Below are 17,498 nucleotides of genomic sequence, written 5' to 3' on the forward strand. Positions count from 1 at the left end.
CCTCATCGATTACTCTTCATATTGGCACGTAATTTTTTAATCGCAATCGATAAACTTAACACGATAATTAAAATATAAATTACTAAATAGGTAATCCATACAGGGAATTCTACTCCGCTTAGCTCTGTTAACGCATCTCCCATAGATGGAGAAATCAGTGTAAGCATTAAAGCTCCTGGATTAATAGATGCCCAAAAGTATGTCATAAATGAAGTACTTGTTGCGATCGTATTCCCCATTTGATGGAATGCCATTGATAGGAAGAAGAAAAACGCTGTAATTCCTCCTAAAAAAATGATAGAGCCATACGTAGCTATCATGGCAACAATGGTTTTCTTCGTAATAGTTGAAAACATAACTCCAATGCTGCCAATTGCAACGACTGTTAATAAGTAAAATAAAAAGATTGAAATAAGCTGTGAAGGTGATACACCACCAAATAAAAATACTAAACTATACAACGGTAGCCCTGCGATTAACATTAATACTAAAAACGCCACTGATGATAATAATTTACCAATAATAATTTGTGTTGAACTTTGTGTCGTTGTTAGCAAAATATTTAATGTTTGCTTTTCTCGTTCACTACTAATTGCCCCTGCAGTTAAACTTGGGGTAATGAAAAGAACGAGTGCCATTTGTAAAATTGTCAGTACGGCAAACATCATAAAGCTCGTATCAGGTCTAAAGAAGCCTCTGCCAGTAAATCCAGTCGTCAGCAGTAAAAACCCTGCGATAAAAATACAAATCACCGCTAGATAAAACATTAAACCTGAAAAGCTTTTAAAAGAACGGAAGCGTAACTTCAATTCTTTCACGAGTACGGGGTTATAAAACCTTTCCATCATTGATTGTCCGCTCCCTTCGTAATGGCCATAAAGACATCCTCTAAATCTTTTTCTTCCTCACTTAATGCATAAATTGGTAAATCCGCAAGCATTGCTTTTTTCAGTAGCATAATTTGATCGCGGTCTGTTCCACGATAATTAAAGGCAATTTCCAATCGATTGTCGATCACATCTATTGAAGAAATAAGTGGATCTTCCTCCAAAAATGCACGTACATCGTTTAATCTATCCGAAACCTTTATGACAATGCGTTTTTCTCCTTGTAACTGCGCTTGAATAGAAGCAACATTGCCATGAGCAATCAGCTTCCCATTATCTATAACGCCAATTTCATCACACATTTCAGCTAGCTCTGGCAAAATATGCGAGGAGATTAAAATGGTTTTCCCCATGGATTTTAAATTTCGTAATATATCACGCATTTCTACGCGTGCACGTGGATCTAATCCTGAAGCAGGCTCATCCAAGATTAATACCTTTGGATCATGGATGAGGGCTCTTGCTAAACATAGACGCTGCTTCATTCCTCGCGATAGTAAATCTACATATTCAAAACGTTTATTTGTTAAATTGACGAGCTCTAGTAACTGCGGTATTAATACTTTACGCTCCTGTATGCCAATGCCATAGCTCGCACCATAAAAATCTAAATATTCGTCTACCTTTAGTTGATCGTAGACACCGAAGAAATCTGGCATATAGCCTATTTGTTTACGAACTTCTTTTGGTTCCTTAATAACACTTTTTCCATTAATCAATGCATCGCCTGAAGTAGGGGAAAGCAATGTTGCTAAAATCGAAAATGTTGTCGATTTCCCAGCACCATTGGCACCTACAAAACCAAACACTACCCCTTCCTCCAATGACAGATTTAAATGATCTAGTGCTATGAAGGAGCCATATTTTTTTGTTAAATCACGAATTTCAATCATTACTTCGCCACTCCTTTCAGCTCTATTTCAGGTAATTTTGTCTGCTCTCCAGTTTGATCTGGTCCAAATTTAATTTCTAAAAGCAGTTCACCCTTATCATTGAAATACTGGGTAATATCTTTTGTAAACACCTGCTTTGTATCAACTAATGGCTCATAGGCACTCGTTGTATTATTCCAAATTGACAGCTGCATACGTTTCACATCTTTATTAGAAATTGTGAGCTCATTTAAAGATTGAACGAAGCTCATAAAGTTATCTGGCATCTCTATTGATAATTCATATAAGCCGTCTTGCATGTACCACGTATTCAACTGCTCATCTATTTTATCGAAATAAGCATTTGATGATTGTGGACTCAAATTATACGAAAAGTTGTTACGTTTCATCGTAAACGGACCAGACATTTCAACTTTTCCATCGAATGGCTGTACAAAATAGGAAATAGGCGACATTTTGACGCTTGTGTCAAGTTCTACGCCAACAATAGCTTGTTCCGCCCATGCAGTAATGACAGGTTGTTTTTCATTTTCTACTAAAAGAAGTGCTTGAGACTTCATGCGATCTATACGTAGTGGGTCAACTTCTTCCTTCTTCTTTGGATAATCATAATTATAATTATTAAAGTTTGAAGGCTTTTGAAGAACCGTTGTTTTCATCTCTTGATCTACCTTCAGTGTAGCATTTGGCTCAATATCACCAAGCTTCACTTCTTTCGTACCTGATATGACCGTGACATCCTTTAGAGCAAACGGGAAGTTATTTTTAACTGTTCCAGAAAGCTTTTCATCTTTTAATGTAATATCAACATCCATTTTACCAATATTTTGCGCTGCTGTTTTCCCTCCAAAAGATTGTACGGACCAGTAGCTTAAATCACGTAATGTTAATGTAGAGCCATTTGCGTGCTCCTTAATGTACGAAGATTCATGTAATGAACCCGCTGTACCAGTAAGATTATAGTTATTGCGGAATGCTAATGCAGAGGTGTTATTATCTGCATTCACAACAAAATCACCACTTCGATTGGTTAAAATGGATTCTACATAATAACCATTTACACTACTATCTTCATTTACTTTAAAAAATGCGGATTGTTGAACTTGTGGCTGTACTATACGATCTTTTGCACCAAATATAAATAATGCGATTGATAGGACAACAGAAATAGCAGGTATTACCCACCAAGCATGCTCTCGTTTATCCATTTTCTTTAGAACGAAGTAAAGGAGTGGACCAATTACTAAAATATAAAGAATGATGACGATAAGCATATAGCTAACAGACACTTCAAATGATGGGAATAACTCATTTATACTACCTAGCTCATAGGATAGCTGATCCATCGTAGATTGACCTTGCATTTGCGTTTGCTGAGACATTGTTTGAATATCTAGCATTTTCGCTGTTAACGCCGCATAGCCATCCATTGATGCTAGAGGTTGATCTCCTAAAGAGAACGTTGTTTGTACAACCTCTCCACTACCAACCTGTTTCTTAGCTGCTAGTATAATATTATTATCCTTTAATACAGGAATACTTCCTTTGTTTTCTGTTGCTGTATAAACAGGGATTGCTTGCGTGAAAATGCCGCCTCCAGATAATTTTGTTAAGCTATCTGCTGAGACGCTTGCCGTTTGTTGAGATAATGAAAGTGGTAAATAGTCTTTAAAAACGCCCGCTGTTTCATTAATCTGCTCAGCGCCTCCAAGTAATAATGTACCGCCATCTTGTACCCATTTTAATAACGCTTCCTGTTGTTTTGGTGATAAATCAGCAATGGCTATCTCATCTACTGCAATGATATTCGCCATCGCAAAGCCTTGCGCAACCTCTGGTAATGTATAGTCTTTTAATTGATTTAAATTAAACACTTCAACACTAGTGGATGGTGCAAATTGAGATAATCGCAAATATGCTGATAAACGGTCACTTTTATCTGTTAGCGTATAAACAAATGTGGAATTTGCTTCTAAGAAATTAGCTTGCAAACGTTTTGTTCCTTTATAAGCAACCTTTTTCCCTTTTTCAATATCGCCCTCATAAAAGGCAAATAAGTCGGCATCGGAATAGCCGTAGTCAGCTAGGCTGTCTAAATATAATGTGAATGTTTTTTCCTCACCAGCCGCTATATCAATTGGAACGACTAGTGCTGATGCAGCCTGATAAGAATTAAAGGCATTGATGGCCATATCACCCGAAAAATCAGCACCATTATTTTTTACTGTTACTTGCAATGGTGTAACGGATTGATATTTAGCCTTTCCTGAAATTCCTGCCTTAGCTTGTACCTCTAAAGTAGGTGCTGCACTCGCCTCGGAGACAGGCAGAGCATAACCTACAACAAGCATTAATAGTAATATTAGTACTGTAATATTTATTTTTTTCAAAAGCTCAACCCCTTTTTCTTACTTTTAGATGATTACATAATTATACGTTTTATCGGGCATTTTGTTCCATTTCTTATGATATCTTCATGAATATTCATAAACTCTTAAGATTTAGGGAGCTATTGTTGATGTCCGCTTCGGCGGATGCTTTCCGCGGGCACACACGTAAGCCGCAACCCTCGCTAACGCGCGGCTTGTTGCGTCTTACGTTCTGTGCGTTCCCGCAGGAGTCACCGCCTTCGCTACCATCAACTAGTGTGCTCTGCTAAATTTTTTCTTTGGCAGAAGAAAGTATTTCGTAGTTCTCCTTTTTATTAGGTATTGCAAAAAAGTGTTAGATTGACTGAAATCAATCTAACACTTTTTGTCCCAGACCCTTTTAGCATTGGGTTATTTATTTTGTATAATCAAACAGACATCGCGCATGATCTTGTACGACTTCTACAAATGCCTCCACTTGTCGTAATTCGAATGAAGACTCATAGCCAATTAACCATGTATCTCTAGTTAAACCGAATTCTTTTTCATCGTTTGTTAGTGCGATTTTATTGATATTATCATGCTCATTTAAAGTAATGGACGGTAAAATAGCATAGCCTATGCCATTTAGCGCCATCTGCTTACATATTTCAATTTGGTCCACTAAAATTTGTCTTCTTGGATTTGAAGCAAAATGCTGTTGCCACCATTGCTGTATTTCTTGATAATAATTCGAATCACTTTTGAATTGAATAAAAGGGCGATCAGTCGTTAACACATCTTCAACTGTTTTTAATTCCTGATCGACTAAGTACAATGTATCTCGGAAAAGATGAATCTTTTCACCTTTCCAATCGACCTGCCCACGCACAATTCCGACATGGGCTTCTCCTTCATATAAAGCTTTTACAATTTCTGAGCTCCAGCCAGTCATAAGTGAAATTTTAGCTTCAGGATATTTTGTCACAAAGTCCTTTAATATTTGGGGCAACCAGTTTTGTCCAACAATTGAAGCACAAGCAATCTTTAAAGTCCCATTAACTTTTGTCGTTAAGGATTGAATCATTTCAAAGATTTCCTCTTTTTTAGTGAGCATATCTGTTGCATAGGCAATAACATGCTCCCCTGCTGGTGTGGCTGTTAGACCCTTTTGTGAACGAATAAAAAGCTGTGCACCCCAATCTTTTTCAATCGATTGCAACCGTTGTGAAAGTGCAGGCTGCGATAAAAACAACCGCTCCGCTGCCTTACGCATATTACGTTCCTCAGCTAAAACTTTCAAAATTTCCGCCTCTGTTGCCATCAATTACCTAAACCTCCTAATACAAGTAAAGGGGGACCTCATGATTTTCATCTGAGCTCCCTCTTACACTACTTTTCTTTTTGATAGATATATTTTTTCAATTGCTTTAAAATAACGCGTCTTGTTAAAATCCCTGTAAATGTACCATCTTCATCTATAACACATAAAAATGCATGGTTAATAACCAAATCTAAAGCGCGTTGGAATGTATCCGTCATATTTAAAACGGCTATATTTTGCTCCATTATTGTATCCACTTTAATATCTGGTAATTTTTCATATTCAATATGTTCGAGACCTAGAATGGATTCGGTAATCATTTTCATGCTCAATAAACCTTGAAGTCGATATTTTAAATCTAATACAGGTATTGATGAGTACCCCGTACGTGTTAGAACAAGGAGTGCATGCTCAGCACTATTACCAATTTGTACATGCGCGACCTTTTCGGATGAAATAATAAAATCACTAATTGGCATTGCTAATAAGTCTTTGCTGTTAGTTGAAATCATGAAATTCTTCTCCTTTTCTGTCCTTGCTTTGCAGAACAGGATCCTTCTCTTTTATCATATCACAATGTTTCCGAATATGACCACGACAAGGTCAAGAAGAGTTTTTTATACACAACGCATAATATGGGCATTTCCCATTAACACCTTCTTCTGTTCTAAGCGTATTAGGAGGAATAATTTTATATTCTCCTGTTTTACAATAGATAATGCATATTTTAATGTACTATCTATTTATGTATGTAATGCTGAAATAACTTTATGTCGTTTACTAATAAAATTTCCTCATAACCCTTCGACTAAACCAGTAAGGCCTCTTTCCATATACAAAATTCATTTCACCTGTTCTCTACAATGTATTCGCATATGGAAAGGACATTTGTTCCTGTTAACTTAAATTTTCAGAATTTTTTGTGTGCCTGACACCCAATATAATAAAAAATATAATGCCTGTTAGTATTTCCAGAGTGCCACTTATGAGTGGGACAAATCGGATACCTAACCCTTCGATAATGATACCAGTAAGTAATGCACCCAATTGAATTGCAGCCAATGTAACAGTATTCCACAAGCCAAAGACTCTGCCCTGTAGATTTTCTGGAACTTGAGTCTGCATAATATATCTTTCAAATGGAGCTAGTATAGCTGCGCCGATTGAAAATATTATTAGTGCAAGAATGCCTTGATATATCCCGTTAGTAAAACCGAATAGTATCCATCCTAATCCAATCAAGCCATAAATAAAGCTATAGTTAATTTTATTGCTTAGCATAAATTTTTTCTGCGCTATTTTATACCCAACAATAATTGCGATGAAACCTTCCGCACAATACAAAATACTAATTCCGTAATTTTGCATTTCATAGATATTCGTTACATATTGCTGAAGCATTAAATTGAATGTCCCAATAATGATTCCCATTGAAAATGCAGAAATTAAGACGATTCCTACTAATTTATTTTGCTGTACCACTTTTAACCCCGTTATAAATTCTTCTTTAAAATTCTTTTCAGTTTTTATTTTCTCACTAAGCTTCCAGTTACATAAATAAATATTAACCGCTGATATTAGATAGAGGAATGAGGCAATAATCCATGCTATTTCAAGGGGGAAAAATGATATTACTAGTCCCCCAATTGAGGCACCTGTCAGTCTTATAACACTTGTAATTGTATAACTTAAAGAGTTAGCAGCAACTAAATCTTCTCCATTAACGATATTTTTCACTACTTTTTGAGAGGCAATAGAGGAAAACGAATTTGAAATACCAATTATAAATCGAATAACAAAAAATAAAACCCAAGATATTTTCATATCTAATTGAGGTACAAATATATAAACTAAAAACAACATTGCATTTAAAAAATCAGCCAATACAATGAACTTCCTAATATTTACCCTATCTACAAATACCCCTGTAAATAAGCTAAATAAAATAGGTGCAAGTCCACTTATTGACCATAATAACCCTAACTGTATTCCATTTTGTGTTATTTTATCTAATAGCACTAGCATCCCAATAAACGAAATCCATGATCCTAAACCCGTAAAAATGGAGGACATTTGTAATCTTTTAAAATCGGGATACTTTCTCCATATAGACGAAATTGTATTTATTTTAATGTTAATCACCTGTCTATACTAGTAGAGTTATAATAAATTTGATAAGGATTAAGTCGTATTAAATGCTCAAATTGTGTTTGGGGTGCCTTCTTCATAAATTTATTAACAATGTAATATCCCATCGTATAACCTAACCACAATGGATAATCCAACGTATTACCATACATAAATTTTTGAATTTCATCCACTTTCGTTAAAGAAAGCTTATGTTTAAAACGTCCTATATACTGATCTATTTCATTGTTACTTATAGCTGTTGCCCATCTTCCAACATAGTCTTTGCCCAGCGCATATTCTACAAATAATTCTGAGCAACCTTCATCTATTATTACGTCTAGTAAAGTTTTTGGATCTTTCTTTTTGACGATTGTATTGCGAACAACATGCTGGTATTCATGGAAGGAAATACTGTGAATATATTTTGACTCCACCCTTTTATCAACATTTAAATACATAAAAATATTCGATGTGCCATCTGTATGTGCCAAAATTCCGTTCATTTTTTCTAAATAAAATCTATCTGTCGTAATTAACGGGAGAAGGAACACATTCGTAGGAACTTCTATTAAATTGTTACTCGCTGACTGAATATAAGTCGCCACTTCATGTTCGATGTCATTATATAAGTTTTCCTTTTTATCATGTATCATTTGACTAAAACCAGTTTGTGATAATTGATTGATATCGAAAGCTGAGCTAAATATAACAAGCTTTTCTTTTACCTCGTCGATAGGTTTGTCAATTAAATTAATTACATTAACTATATCACTCACCTCATCTTGCTTTTATTATGTTGGTCCAATAAATAAATATAATCGTTCCCATCCACTTTAAAATTACTGACAAGTAAGTTCTTTAATTCTACTGAATTTGTATAGTCAAATTGGATATCTTGAATTTTTTCCCCTTTGTAAAATTCCTTATAGCTATTGTTAACTAGAAATAAAAAAGTCTCTGGATTCTTCCACTTATTAATATATAAATTTTGAAGAAATGTATTGTCTTCATGCATAGAATTTTCCCATTCGCACCAAAAATCATTAACAGTTAGGAAACGCCCATCCCACCATTTTGCTGGTTCTCCGCCACATAGAAGAGTACCACTTTGCGTTTCAGGTACATAGCGCCATTCAACAGAATGCACATGATTAGTTACAATCCAATTTTCCCTTAAAGGAAAGGGCTTAAATAACGGTGCCCAAAAACCAACATCTACGTAATACTCTTCTGCATCATAGCTGACAACTAACGCAAAATGTAGCTCCTCTAATTTAATTATTTGTACGTCATAATGAAGTGCACGTAACAGATTATAAAGACCCCACGTGAGATGAAAGCAGGTCCCTCCATAACCATTTTCACGAACAGATTCAATATATTTATTCACATCTGCATAATTCTCTTTTACAGTTTTTTTAGCATTATAATCTTGAAATTTTCTAACTGTATCGAATGGTATTGCTAACTGGTGATTTAAAATAATTCGTGAAAGTAACTCAAAACGCGGCAGTTGTAAAAGCATAGATTCATCAATGTTTAATAACCTTAAATATTCTTTATATGCCATCATCTATCCCCCCTTTTGACCAATACAATATAAATATAACGGCACTTCATCTAACGGTAGATTTAGTGCACGATGTAATTTGTCATCATAAAAGCCACCAATAGCACAACAACCTAAATTTGGATTATCTAACACTGCCCTCGAAATATTTTGACCTATATGCCCCGCTTCAAGAAGGGCGTATCTATATCCTCTAGCGCCATATTTATTAATTATTTCTTCCATTCTTGCCGTCATTACTATGACAAAGGAAGCACTATAAACAAAACTATTATTAATCGGTAGAAATGAGTCAAACGGGATTGCATCACGAATATAATTTAGCTTTGCTTCTGATCTAAGATAATGATAAGTTCCTTTTAAATAATGACTAGCAGATGTTAGTACATACATTTCAATTGGATATAAACCACCTGCTGAGGGGGTTAAAGATTTAATTTCATCCCCCTTTTTCTCTAAAAAGTAACTCTTTTTTAGTATTTGTAAAAGTACTTCCATTGTTAAATCCACTTGTTCATAATTTCTAAAAGAACTCGTTATAGTACCGTTCACATTCGGTACATCACCATAATTTTTATTACTAAGTGGATAATGTTTGCCGTTACTATCTATAGTAAAACTTTTCCCCGGAGCATTTAAAATTTGCGAAAGATAGTTTTTTGAATTGTTATGATAAAACTCGTATATATATGAATCTTTCAAATAAAGCCCTCCTTATGGAAATGGGTGTGGTTCTAGATTTATTTTTCTCCCTAATTTAGAAGCTGTTTCTTGTAATCTTAGACAATTGAGTAGAGGATCATTAATTGAGAGAAAACACAAAGTGGGTATTATCACCCTTACAACGGATAATCCCATTTGTTTTACATCTTCAGTTGTAATTTCGCTAAAATATATTTTATGACCTAGACGATTTATCCTTTCGACTGCATCAGTAAATTGCATACGATGGTTTTTGACAGCAATTTTAGGTAAAGAACTAGGCAGTAGTTGCGATAAAATTTCATCATTATTGCCAGCTAAATAATATAGCGGATGATCATCTAAAGTCGATGTATGGTCAAGTTTTTTAGGAATTGGTTCTTCATAGTGATGAATTAGCTCATAATAAATAGAAAATCCTCCCAAACCCTCTTCTAATGACTTTCTTATAGCTTGCAAATATTCAAGTGAGCTAGCACAACCTAAGTAAAATCCAGCATTCCCTTTAACTTTTACAACAGTTAATATTGTAGGAACTTCTAAATCAGTAGTAATATCATACAGACGCAATTGTAGGTTGCTATTTTCCGCAAGCTCTAATAGCCTTTTTATATATTCGTTGTGAACCGTATTTAAATCGATTTCTCCTCTAACACATCCAAGCAACCAAAATTGAATAAACGCATCGCGTTCTATACACTCATTAAAGCCACTTAATACCGCCTTCTCTAAATTTTGACCACACGCCAATCCAGTAGAAATTAAATCCCGTAATGGTAAATGATTAGGCGGTGATGCTAAAAAAATGAGTTCAAATGGAACTAATATTTTTTTATTATCTACGACATCTTTAGCCTCAACCCATGTTCTCTCTTCATGAAAGTTGACCTCTTTGTACTTCGTATTATTTTTGTATTGTTCTTCTGTATATCGAGTAATGATTGTTGGGTTAAGTGCCTGATGGCGAATATCAGCATATTTACCGACATAAATGTCTTTCATATGAAACTGATTAGCACAATACCTCTCAATACTCTCCCCAATTGCAGCAGACCGAGCATACTCCTTATTTATTGAAAAGCCAGAGCCGCTACTTAAATGATGATCCCCATTAATGACTGCTAAATAGCGAAATAATCTTGGTGACCCTGGCAATGGGTGAATTTCGTTTATTGTTGAAATAAAGCTTGCTCTTAAAGTATCCTCAATGATTATTTGATTACTCATAAACTAACCTCACCCCTACAATACTCACAGTCAGGCATTTGGAATACAGGGTATTTTTTAATTTCAAGTTCCTCCACATCAAAGACGATTTCAGTATTAAAACAAAGTGTTGGCGTTTTCGCTCTACAATACTTTAATAATTCTTTCTCCATAAAAGGTGCTAGAAAAGCATCTAAATTGCCTAAACTTTTATTTTTTATAGGCTCTTCTTCTGCTCTACTAAGACGTTTTTCGAAGCAATTGTAACAAGGACCCCCATCAGGAAAGAAAATTGGTCCCATAAAAATTTTAGAATAGCTAAAGGAATACTTTAACCATGGGACTTCAATCGCTCTTAAACGTCTATGTACCTGTGAAAAAAAACTACTACCATCATTATCAAGTGCTATTACAATGTCTGTATTTTCTATAGAGATATTTTCTAAAGTTGTACAAGTAATAATTTGATTTAAAGTAGGAATGTCAAAAATTCGTTGTAACTTCTCACTTTTTAAACTTCCAGAAACTATGCTTACTTTCAACAATGGTGCTTCATTAATGGACACAATCCCAACTTTCTCTAAATCACTTATATTATTCAATAATTCATGTTCTTCCATATGCACTAATTCACTTATTTTTGTCAAAGGAATTGTTCCTGTTAAATAAGGAAATAGTTCATTAAAATTTGTTACACCTTCTCCATCTATCTCATAACCTACTCTATCATTAATAAATATTAGCTTTTCAGATAAACGTTGTAGTTCCCCGTTTGATTGAATATACATATTTATCACCTCAAAGTTGCAAAAAAGTAGCAAATTTAAAATTCGCTACTTTTTTTAAATTTTTATATCTAGATGGTACGAAAATATTTGCTCTTATTTTTTTAATGGACGAGCTTCACTTCCACCTCCACAACAGCAACCAGCTTGAAGTAATTGTTGTGAATCTTTTGTAGTTTTTGTGTTTAATGCTTGAACATCTACACTTTTAATTGTTAATTTCATATTTAACACCTCCTTGTAAATAATTATACTAATTTTTAATATTTTTACAATAAGTTTATTTATTAAATTATAAAATTATTTATTTTAAATAGTATTTTATAAATAAATTTATTACATTAGTGTTATAATTAGAAAAAACAATTGGAGGAACCTTATGTGGACACAAAATATGATTGAAACCCCTCGAGGTAACTTTGAGTATTTTCAAATGGGCAGTGGAAAACCAATATGTATTACACATCAATATACAGAGTTTAATAGTAAGGGCAATATCTTTGCTGCTCCATTTACTAAATACTATACGGTCTATTTAATTAATTTAAGGGGCTGCGGAAACTCTATTGATTCAACATCACCTGATGACTTTAGTTTTATGAATAGTGTTAAAGATTTGGAAGCTATCAGAATTGCACTAGGCTTTTCACAATGGAGCTTTGCAGGGCATTCTGCTGGTGGTATGTTAGGTTTAACTTATGCCATAACGAATCCTAATTCTTTACAAAAAATTATAGTAGGTGGTTTGTCCGCATCGTCAAAATATATGTCGCATCCAGATAGCATATATTGCAAGAGTAATCCGTATAATTCGAGGTTATTAGAAATTTTAAAACTTCTTAAAGATCCTTCTAAAACTTTAGAACAACGAAGAGCGTTAAATAAAGAGTGGAATCTAATGTCCTTTTATAAAAAAGAAGATTATGACCGCATAATGTCTCGACCTAATAGTGGAAAGGCAGTAAACAAAAGATTAGATTATTTTATAACTACTGAATTAAAAGACTATGATGTCACTGATAGATTAAAAGCAATAAACATACCTGCTTTTATTTATTGCGGAAGGTTTGATACACAATGCCCTTTAGTTTTTTCTGAAGAAATTGCCAGGGCAATTAACCATTCTAGCTTAACGATATTTGAAAAAAGTAGTCATAACCCTTTTGTTGAAGAAGAAGAGGCATTTCATCATTTCGTTAAGTCTACTAAATAAAGAAAGAAGCTATTCCCCCACGTATAGGAGGAATAGCTTCTTTTCAACATAGGATTAGTGTTGGCTAGGTAAATCAGGTATATCCAGAACTTCTATTATATTGACTACTTCAATATTTTTCGGACTATCCACCATTGCTGTCGGCGTAGTTGTTGGTCCACTAATAAAAGTTACGAAAAGAGTAGATACTACTAAAAATTGCGCTATTATTTTCTTCATATATTACCCTCCTTTTGAAATATTATACATAAATATTTTGATTTTTTCAATAAGTATTTTTATATAAATATTTTTTATTAAAAAATTCCCGATAGCAGATTGCAATCAGGAATCCATTATTGTTATCGTTTTTCAGTGAAATAATCCAATTTTACTTTTTCTATCACATCAAGGAATTCATAGTTTCCTTCAATTTCAAAAATATGCTGCGCTTTCTCAAAATATTGTTCTGACTCCTTGACCCTATCTAAAATAACTAAGTTTCTACCTATTTGGAAATAAAGCTCTCCCAATAAATATAGTGACTCTTCTGTAACACAGATTTTAATTGCCTTTTTACATTCCAAAATAGCTTCTTCTTCTCTTTTTAAAGCAACTAACGTTTTAGATAGACCATATAAAATCCTAATCTTTAAAACACTATCTTTTAAATTACTTAAATCGTATTCCGATTTGCATTTTTGGAAGAACTCTAAAGAATTTTCATACTGTTGTACTTCAAAATAAATGATCGCAATACTATTATTTATACTAATAGTTTGCTCAGTGTAATTTTCTTTACCAGTTAATTTTAATGCAGTGTTTAATATATCTATAGCGTTTACACTATCTTTATTTAAATAAAAATCACATATGCCCTCATGCCATAGTAAAAACTGTTTGTCTTCATTGCTGCTAAAATTCGCCTTTTCTTTTTCAGTTTTGACAATATAGTTTATCGCTTGATAATCTCGATTTCTAATTAGTTTCCTTATTAGTTTTTTTGTTTCCTCATTATCATCATGGTGAGTTTTCATTGAATTTTGTCCGAAGAAGTAGTTAATATCTAACTTTAATTTTTGAGAAATTTTAAATAACACTATACTAGATGGTACACTTTCACCTTTTTCAAAATTACTTATCATCGCCTGCGTACAAATTCCATCTGCCAGCTCGGCTTGTGTAATGCCTTTATCCTTACGTGCTTCTTTTATTTTACTTGAAATAAGTTCTAACATAATTCTCCTTTTCTTCTACAGTATATTTGGTTCTTATACTTCCCTAATCACTACATTTTTTTATGTGAGCGCCACATGGTGCAAATTTTTTGAAGAAATTTGTTATTATATATTATTACTTATAATATAAACTCCTTATCATTATAACTATTCTAATAATAAAAAAGTAATATGTCCATAACACAATTATAGCTTCAAAAATATTACGGAGTGTTTATGTCATTCATTTCAAATTTACGGTTAAAAAGAAAAAAGTGCTGTCGCTCCAAATGTTTGAGCTCAGCACCGATTAGACGTTTAATTAAAGATAATAAAAAACACCTTATAATTTCTTTATTTTAAGGAAAAATAATAGTTAACACTTTAGCTTTTGCTTTTATTAAAAATGAAGTACCACATGTAAATGTGATACTTCATGTAAATCATGTTAATATCCTATTTTACTCCAGTAGTAAAAAATCATAATCCCTAAAAAAAGTAAAAAAACAATATACACCCAAACAATTGGATTCAGCATTGTTGCAAATTCTTCGACTGTCCCTGAAATCGGTTTATCTTTCTCCGATTCCCGCTCTGAAGTCATTTTGGCAATTCGCATTGTTGATACAAAGGAAATAACCGCAATGATTGTAATCGCAATTAGAGCTGGTATTAACCACATACCCATAGACAAAACTCCTTTCTTTGTCCTTAGTATGCATCAATACAGCGCTTCCTTATGCAATGATTTTATTCAAGACTTTAAATGCTCCCTTTCAAAATAAAGAAATCTTCAAGTGTATTGAACTGGATTCAACCATTCATACTTTTGCTGAAGCAAGTTAAAAAGGTGATTGATTTAGCCACTGTCCTCCATCCAATGTGACACATTCCCCATTCATATAACGCGCTTTATCCGACATCATGAATGTTGCTAAATCCGCTACTTCCTCTGGTGTACCAATTCGCCCAAGTGGAACGGAGTCAAGAGTCATGGCAGCTGCTTCCTCTGATACCCATAGTTTCGCTGCCCCACCTGTGCGTTCAATTGGACCAGGCGCAATAGCATTTACACGAATTCCATAACGTTTTCCCCACTCAACCGCTAATGTTCTTGTCATTGATAATACGCCTGCTTTTGCAGCAGATGAATGGATTACACCTGCGCCTGCATTCCAAGCATAGGTTGCCACCATATTAATAATGGAGCCTTTAATTTTATGTTCAATCCAATATTTACCGATGGCAGAAGAGCAAAAGAACGTACCATTTAAGACAATATCCACAACTGCTTTCCAACCATTTGGCGTCAAATCCTCTGCCCGAACGATAAAGTTACCTGCAGCATTATTCACTAGTCCATCAACTTGGCCAAATTTATCAACAGCAAACGCAACCATTGCCTCAGCCTGCTCTGGTATACGAACATCCATTTGGAATGTTTCAATTGTTTTTCCAGCTTCTAATATAAACTCCTTTGCCTTTGCTAATCGCTCTTCATTACGACCAGCAATAACTACATTTGCCCCTTCTGATACGAATTGCTTCGCCATATAAAGCCCCATACCACTTGATCCACCAGTAATAATAATTGTTTTCCCCTGCAACATTCTACTTCCCCCTTTTTTTTCAAAAAAATGAATACTCATTCATTTTATTTTACTATATTTTCTCGTAAATGTCATATTAATTCTACAAAACTCTTTTTTTATAGAAGTGTATTCACTATCTTTTCATACTTTCCTAACTTATTTATGTATTTTAAATTAAAAAATACTGTAGACAAACTCAAAGTTTTACTATGTTTGTCTACAATATAAGTGATTATTTAAGTATATTTATAAATTCTATTATTTAACAAAAGAAACTACCACTTTCAAAATAATATGATTTTCAAAGTAATAGTTCCTTTTTAATTGCATTATAATGACACAAGCATGAATGTGACGTCTAATTTTATGAAATATCAACTCCTTTTTATTTTCAACATAAATTTTCAAATAAAAAGTGCCTTCCTCTATTGCATAAAGGAAGACACTCTGACTCGAATTGTTTAAAATTCATAATGATAGGCAATTTTGTATAGCTCCATTAATTCGTCCTGTGTGGGCACTTTAGGGTTATTTCCTGGGCTACCACTTGCAATTGCATCGGTTGCCATTTTTGGAATTGCTGCATAAAAAGCTTCCTCCTCGATACCCCATTGGCGTAAATTACCGATCCCCATCTTTTTACATAGTTCTTTTATTGATTCGATAGCTAAAGTTGCTAGTTCTTCTTGTGTACCGCACTGTCCATCTTTGTTAAAGAATTGGCCTATGTCCGCTAACCGTTCTACACATGCATCCTTCGTATATTCTAATACCGCTGGTAGCAGCATTGCATTTGAAATTCCATGAGGCACATGGAAGAGTGCACCTATAGGACGCGACATCCCATGCACTAAAGCTACTGACGCATTGGAAAACGAAAGTCCTGCTTGCATCGAGCCTAGAGACATCGCCTCTCGCGCATCGATATCATCACCATGCTCATAAACTTTTAACATATTATGAATAATTAAATCCATCGCCGATAATGCCAGTACATTTGAATATGGATGTGCTAAACGTGATAAATAGCTTTCAATTGCATGGCTTAATGCATCAATGCCAGTCGCCGCTGTGATGGCTGGTGGAGAAGTTATCGTTAACATTGGGTCAACAATTGCAACTGGTGGCATAAAAGCTGCTTGTTTTATCATCATTTTTACATCATTTGTCGTGTTGGTAATAACGGTAGCATCTGTTGCTTCAGAGCCTGTGCCTGCTGTAGTCGGGACTGCTATATGTGGAATAGGTGCTTGCTCAGCGATTTTCGCCATTTTCATGTAATCACCAATGTATCCACCGTTTGTTGCTACAACAGCAATCGCTTTCGCTGTATCAATGCAACTTCCGCCACCAACAGAAATGATGACATCACATTGCTCAGATAGCAAAATTTCAAGACCTTCTGCTACATACGTATCTACTGGCTCAGTTGTTACCCCTAAATACGAAACCGCTTCCAAACCATTCGCTGTCAATAATGACTTACATTGATTGACAAACCCTAAGCTATCCATTATTGGATCGCTAACGATTAGTGCCTTCGTACCTAGTTTTTTAGCATATACCCCAACCTCTTCGAATGCATCTCTTCCATAAATAATCGTCCCTGGAGAATTTACAGTGAAAGTTGTTTTAGTTTGAATCATAACGCA

At 34.3% G+C, this 17,498-nt stretch carries 18 protein-coding genes; 1 reads left to right on the top strand and 17 read right to left on the bottom strand.

The window, feature by feature from the left end:
* Positions 1–2: 2 nt before the first annotated feature.
* From JNUCC52_RS09520 to JNUCC52_RS09575, 12 genes are all read right to left on the bottom strand, one after another.
* Positions 3–848: an ABC transporter permease gene (locus JNUCC52_RS09520; RefSeq protein ID WP_173477945.1), complete on the bottom strand. Its 846-nt coding sequence runs from the start codon at positions 846–848 to the stop codon at positions 3–5.
* Positions 845–1,780, bottom strand: a complete 936-nt coding sequence (locus JNUCC52_RS09525) for an ABC transporter ATP-binding protein (protein WP_173477946.1) — start codon at positions 1,778–1,780, stop codon at positions 845–847. Before JNUCC52_RS09525 ends, JNUCC52_RS09520 begins: the two co-directional genes overlap by 4 nt.
* Positions 1,780–4,170, bottom strand: coding sequence for a DUF8725 domain-containing protein (locus JNUCC52_RS09530; RefSeq protein ID WP_173477947.1), 2,391 nt, complete (start codon positions 4,168–4,170; stop codon positions 1,780–1,782). Before JNUCC52_RS09530 ends, JNUCC52_RS09525 begins: the two co-directional genes overlap by 1 nt.
* A 394-nt stretch (positions 4,171–4,564) precedes the next feature.
* A complete protein-coding gene (gene ccpC, locus JNUCC52_RS09535) occupies positions 4,565–5,452 on the bottom strand; it encodes a transcriptional regulator CcpC (RefSeq protein ID WP_173478122.1) in 888 nt (295 codons plus the stop codon).
* A 68-nt stretch (positions 5,453–5,520) separates the two neighbouring features.
* Positions 5,521–5,964: a cyclic-di-AMP-binding protein CbpB gene (gene cbpB, locus JNUCC52_RS09540; protein WP_337981975.1), complete on the bottom strand. Its 444-nt coding sequence runs from the start codon at positions 5,962–5,964 to the stop codon at positions 5,521–5,523.
* Positions 5,965–6,349: 385 nt separating this feature from the next.
* Positions 6,350–7,525 (bottom strand): MFS transporter, encoded by a 1,176-nt coding sequence (locus tag JNUCC52_RS09545; protein WP_337982207.1) that lies wholly within the window; start codon positions 7,523–7,525, stop codon positions 6,350–6,352.
* 65 nt (positions 7,526–7,590) lie between these two features.
* Positions 7,591–8,358 (bottom strand): DUF2268 domain-containing putative Zn-dependent protease, encoded by a 768-nt coding sequence (locus JNUCC52_RS09550; protein WP_337981976.1) that lies wholly within the window; start codon positions 8,356–8,358, stop codon positions 7,591–7,593.
* Positions 8,355–9,155 carry an arylamine N-acetyltransferase gene (locus JNUCC52_RS09555; protein ID WP_228134383.1) on the bottom strand — a complete coding sequence of 267 codons (801 nt, stop codon included), beginning with the start codon at positions 9,153–9,155 and terminating at the stop codon, positions 8,355–8,357. The genes JNUCC52_RS09550 and JNUCC52_RS09555 overlap by 4 nt, the downstream gene beginning before the upstream one ends.
* Positions 9,156–9,854 (bottom strand): SagB/ThcOx family dehydrogenase, encoded by a 699-nt coding sequence (locus JNUCC52_RS09560; RefSeq protein ID WP_337981977.1) that lies wholly within the window; start codon positions 9,852–9,854, stop codon positions 9,156–9,158.
* Positions 9,855–9,866: 12 nt separating this feature from the next.
* Positions 9,867–11,081 (bottom strand): YcaO-like family protein, encoded by a 1,215-nt coding sequence (locus JNUCC52_RS09565; RefSeq protein WP_337981978.1) that lies wholly within the window; start codon positions 11,079–11,081, stop codon positions 9,867–9,869.
* Complete coding sequence (locus tag JNUCC52_RS09570; RefSeq protein ID WP_337981979.1) at positions 11,078–11,848, bottom strand: hypothetical protein; 771 nt, start codon at positions 11,846–11,848, stop codon at positions 11,078–11,080. Before JNUCC52_RS09570 ends, JNUCC52_RS09565 begins: the two co-directional genes overlap by 4 nt.
* Before the next feature lie 93 nt (positions 11,849–11,941).
* The gene (locus JNUCC52_RS09575) at positions 11,942–12,070 is read right to left on the bottom strand and encodes a hypothetical protein (protein ID WP_255639661.1); all 129 of its coding nucleotides are present in this window, start codon (positions 12,068–12,070) and stop codon (positions 11,942–11,944) included.
* A 154-nt stretch (positions 12,071–12,224) separates the two neighbouring features.
* Here JNUCC52_RS09575 and JNUCC52_RS09580 point away from each other — a divergent pair, with 154 nt between their 5' ends.
* Positions 12,225–13,058: an alpha/beta fold hydrolase gene (locus JNUCC52_RS09580; protein ID WP_337981980.1), complete on the top strand. Its 834-nt coding sequence runs from the start codon at positions 12,225–12,227 to the stop codon at positions 13,056–13,058.
* Between the two features lie 54 nt (positions 13,059–13,112).
* On the opposite strand, the gene JNUCC52_RS09585 is transcribed toward JNUCC52_RS09580, so the two are convergent.
* The 5 genes from JNUCC52_RS09585 to JNUCC52_RS09605 all read right to left on the bottom strand — a co-directional run bounded on the left by JNUCC52_RS09585 (position 13,113) and on the right by JNUCC52_RS09605 (position 17,492).
* Positions 13,113–13,277, bottom strand: a complete 165-nt coding sequence (locus JNUCC52_RS09585; protein ID WP_173477956.1) for a hypothetical protein — start codon at positions 13,275–13,277, stop codon at positions 13,113–13,115.
* 122 nt (positions 13,278–13,399) lie between these two features.
* Positions 13,400–14,275, bottom strand: a complete 876-nt coding sequence (locus JNUCC52_RS09590; RefSeq protein WP_337981981.1) for a helix-turn-helix domain-containing protein — start codon at positions 14,273–14,275, stop codon at positions 13,400–13,402.
* A gap of 427 nt (positions 14,276–14,702) precedes the next feature.
* Positions 14,703–14,942, bottom strand: coding sequence for a short-chain dehydrogenase (locus JNUCC52_RS09595; RefSeq protein ID WP_173477958.1), 240 nt, complete (start codon positions 14,940–14,942; stop codon positions 14,703–14,705).
* A 154-nt stretch (positions 14,943–15,096) separates the two neighbouring features.
* Complete coding sequence (gene fadH, locus JNUCC52_RS09600; protein WP_173477959.1) at positions 15,097–15,864, bottom strand: 2,4-dienoyl-CoA reductase; 768 nt, start codon at positions 15,862–15,864, stop codon at positions 15,097–15,099.
* Positions 15,865–16,307: 443 nt separating this feature from the next.
* Positions 16,308–17,492, bottom strand: a complete 1,185-nt coding sequence (locus tag JNUCC52_RS09605; RefSeq protein ID WP_337981982.1) for an iron-containing alcohol dehydrogenase — start codon at positions 17,490–17,492, stop codon at positions 16,308–16,310.
* Positions 17,493–17,498: the final 6 nt, after the last annotated feature.

This window comes from Lysinibacillus sp. JNUCC-52 (assembly GCF_015999545.1).
Classification (GTDB): Bacteria; Bacillota; Bacilli; order Bacillales_A; family Planococcaceae; genus Lysinibacillus.

Coding starts and splice junctions, on each gene's coding strand:
- JNUCC52_RS09520 (WP_173477945.1), bottom strand. CDS start 848: ATGATGGAAAGGTTTTATAACCCCGTACTCGTGAAAGAATTGAAGTTA.
- ccpC (WP_173478122.1), bottom strand. CDS start 5,452: ATGGCAACAGAGGCGGAAATTTTGAAAGTTTTAGCTGAGGAACGTAAT.
- JNUCC52_RS09565 (WP_337981978.1), bottom strand. CDS start 11,081: ATGAGTAATCAAATAATCATTGAGGATACTTTAAGAGCAAGCTTTATT.
- cbpB (WP_337981975.1), bottom strand. CDS start 5,964: ATGATTTCAACTAACAGCAAAGACTTATTAGCAATGCCAATTAGTGAT.
- JNUCC52_RS09605 (WP_337981982.1), bottom strand. CDS start 17,492: ATGATTCAAACTAAAACAACTTTCACTGTAAATTCTCCAGGGACGATT.
- JNUCC52_RS09575 (WP_255639661.1), bottom strand. CDS start 12,070: ATGAAATTAACAATTAAAAGTGTAGATGTTCAAGCATTAAACACAAAA.
- JNUCC52_RS09580 (WP_337981980.1), top strand. CDS start 12,225: ATGTGGACACAAAATATGATTGAAACCCCTCGAGGTAACTTTGAGTAT.
- JNUCC52_RS09585 (WP_173477956.1), bottom strand. CDS start 13,277: ATGAAGAAAATAATAGCGCAATTTTTAGTAGTATCTACTCTTTTCGTA.
- JNUCC52_RS09545 (WP_337982207.1), bottom strand. CDS start 7,525: ATGTCCTCCATTTTTACGGGTTTAGGATCATGGATTTCGTTTATTGGG.
- JNUCC52_RS09590 (WP_337981981.1), bottom strand. CDS start 14,275: ATGTTAGAACTTATTTCAAGTAAAATAAAAGAAGCACGTAAGGATAAA.
- JNUCC52_RS09570 (WP_337981979.1), bottom strand. CDS start 11,848: ATGTATATTCAATCAAACGGGGAACTACAACGTTTATCTGAAAAGCTA.
- JNUCC52_RS09555 (WP_228134383.1), bottom strand. CDS start 9,155: ATGATGGCATATAAAGAATATTTAAGGTTATTAAACATTGATGAATCT.
- JNUCC52_RS09525 (WP_173477946.1), bottom strand. CDS start 1,780: ATGATTGAAATTCGTGATTTAACAAAAAAATATGGCTCCTTCATAGCA.
- JNUCC52_RS09595 (WP_173477958.1), bottom strand. CDS start 14,942: ATGGGTATGTGGTTAATACCAGCTCTAATTGCGATTACAATCATTGCG.
- fadH (WP_173477959.1), bottom strand. CDS start 15,864: ATGTTGCAGGGGAAAACAATTATTATTACTGGTGGATCAAGTGGTATG.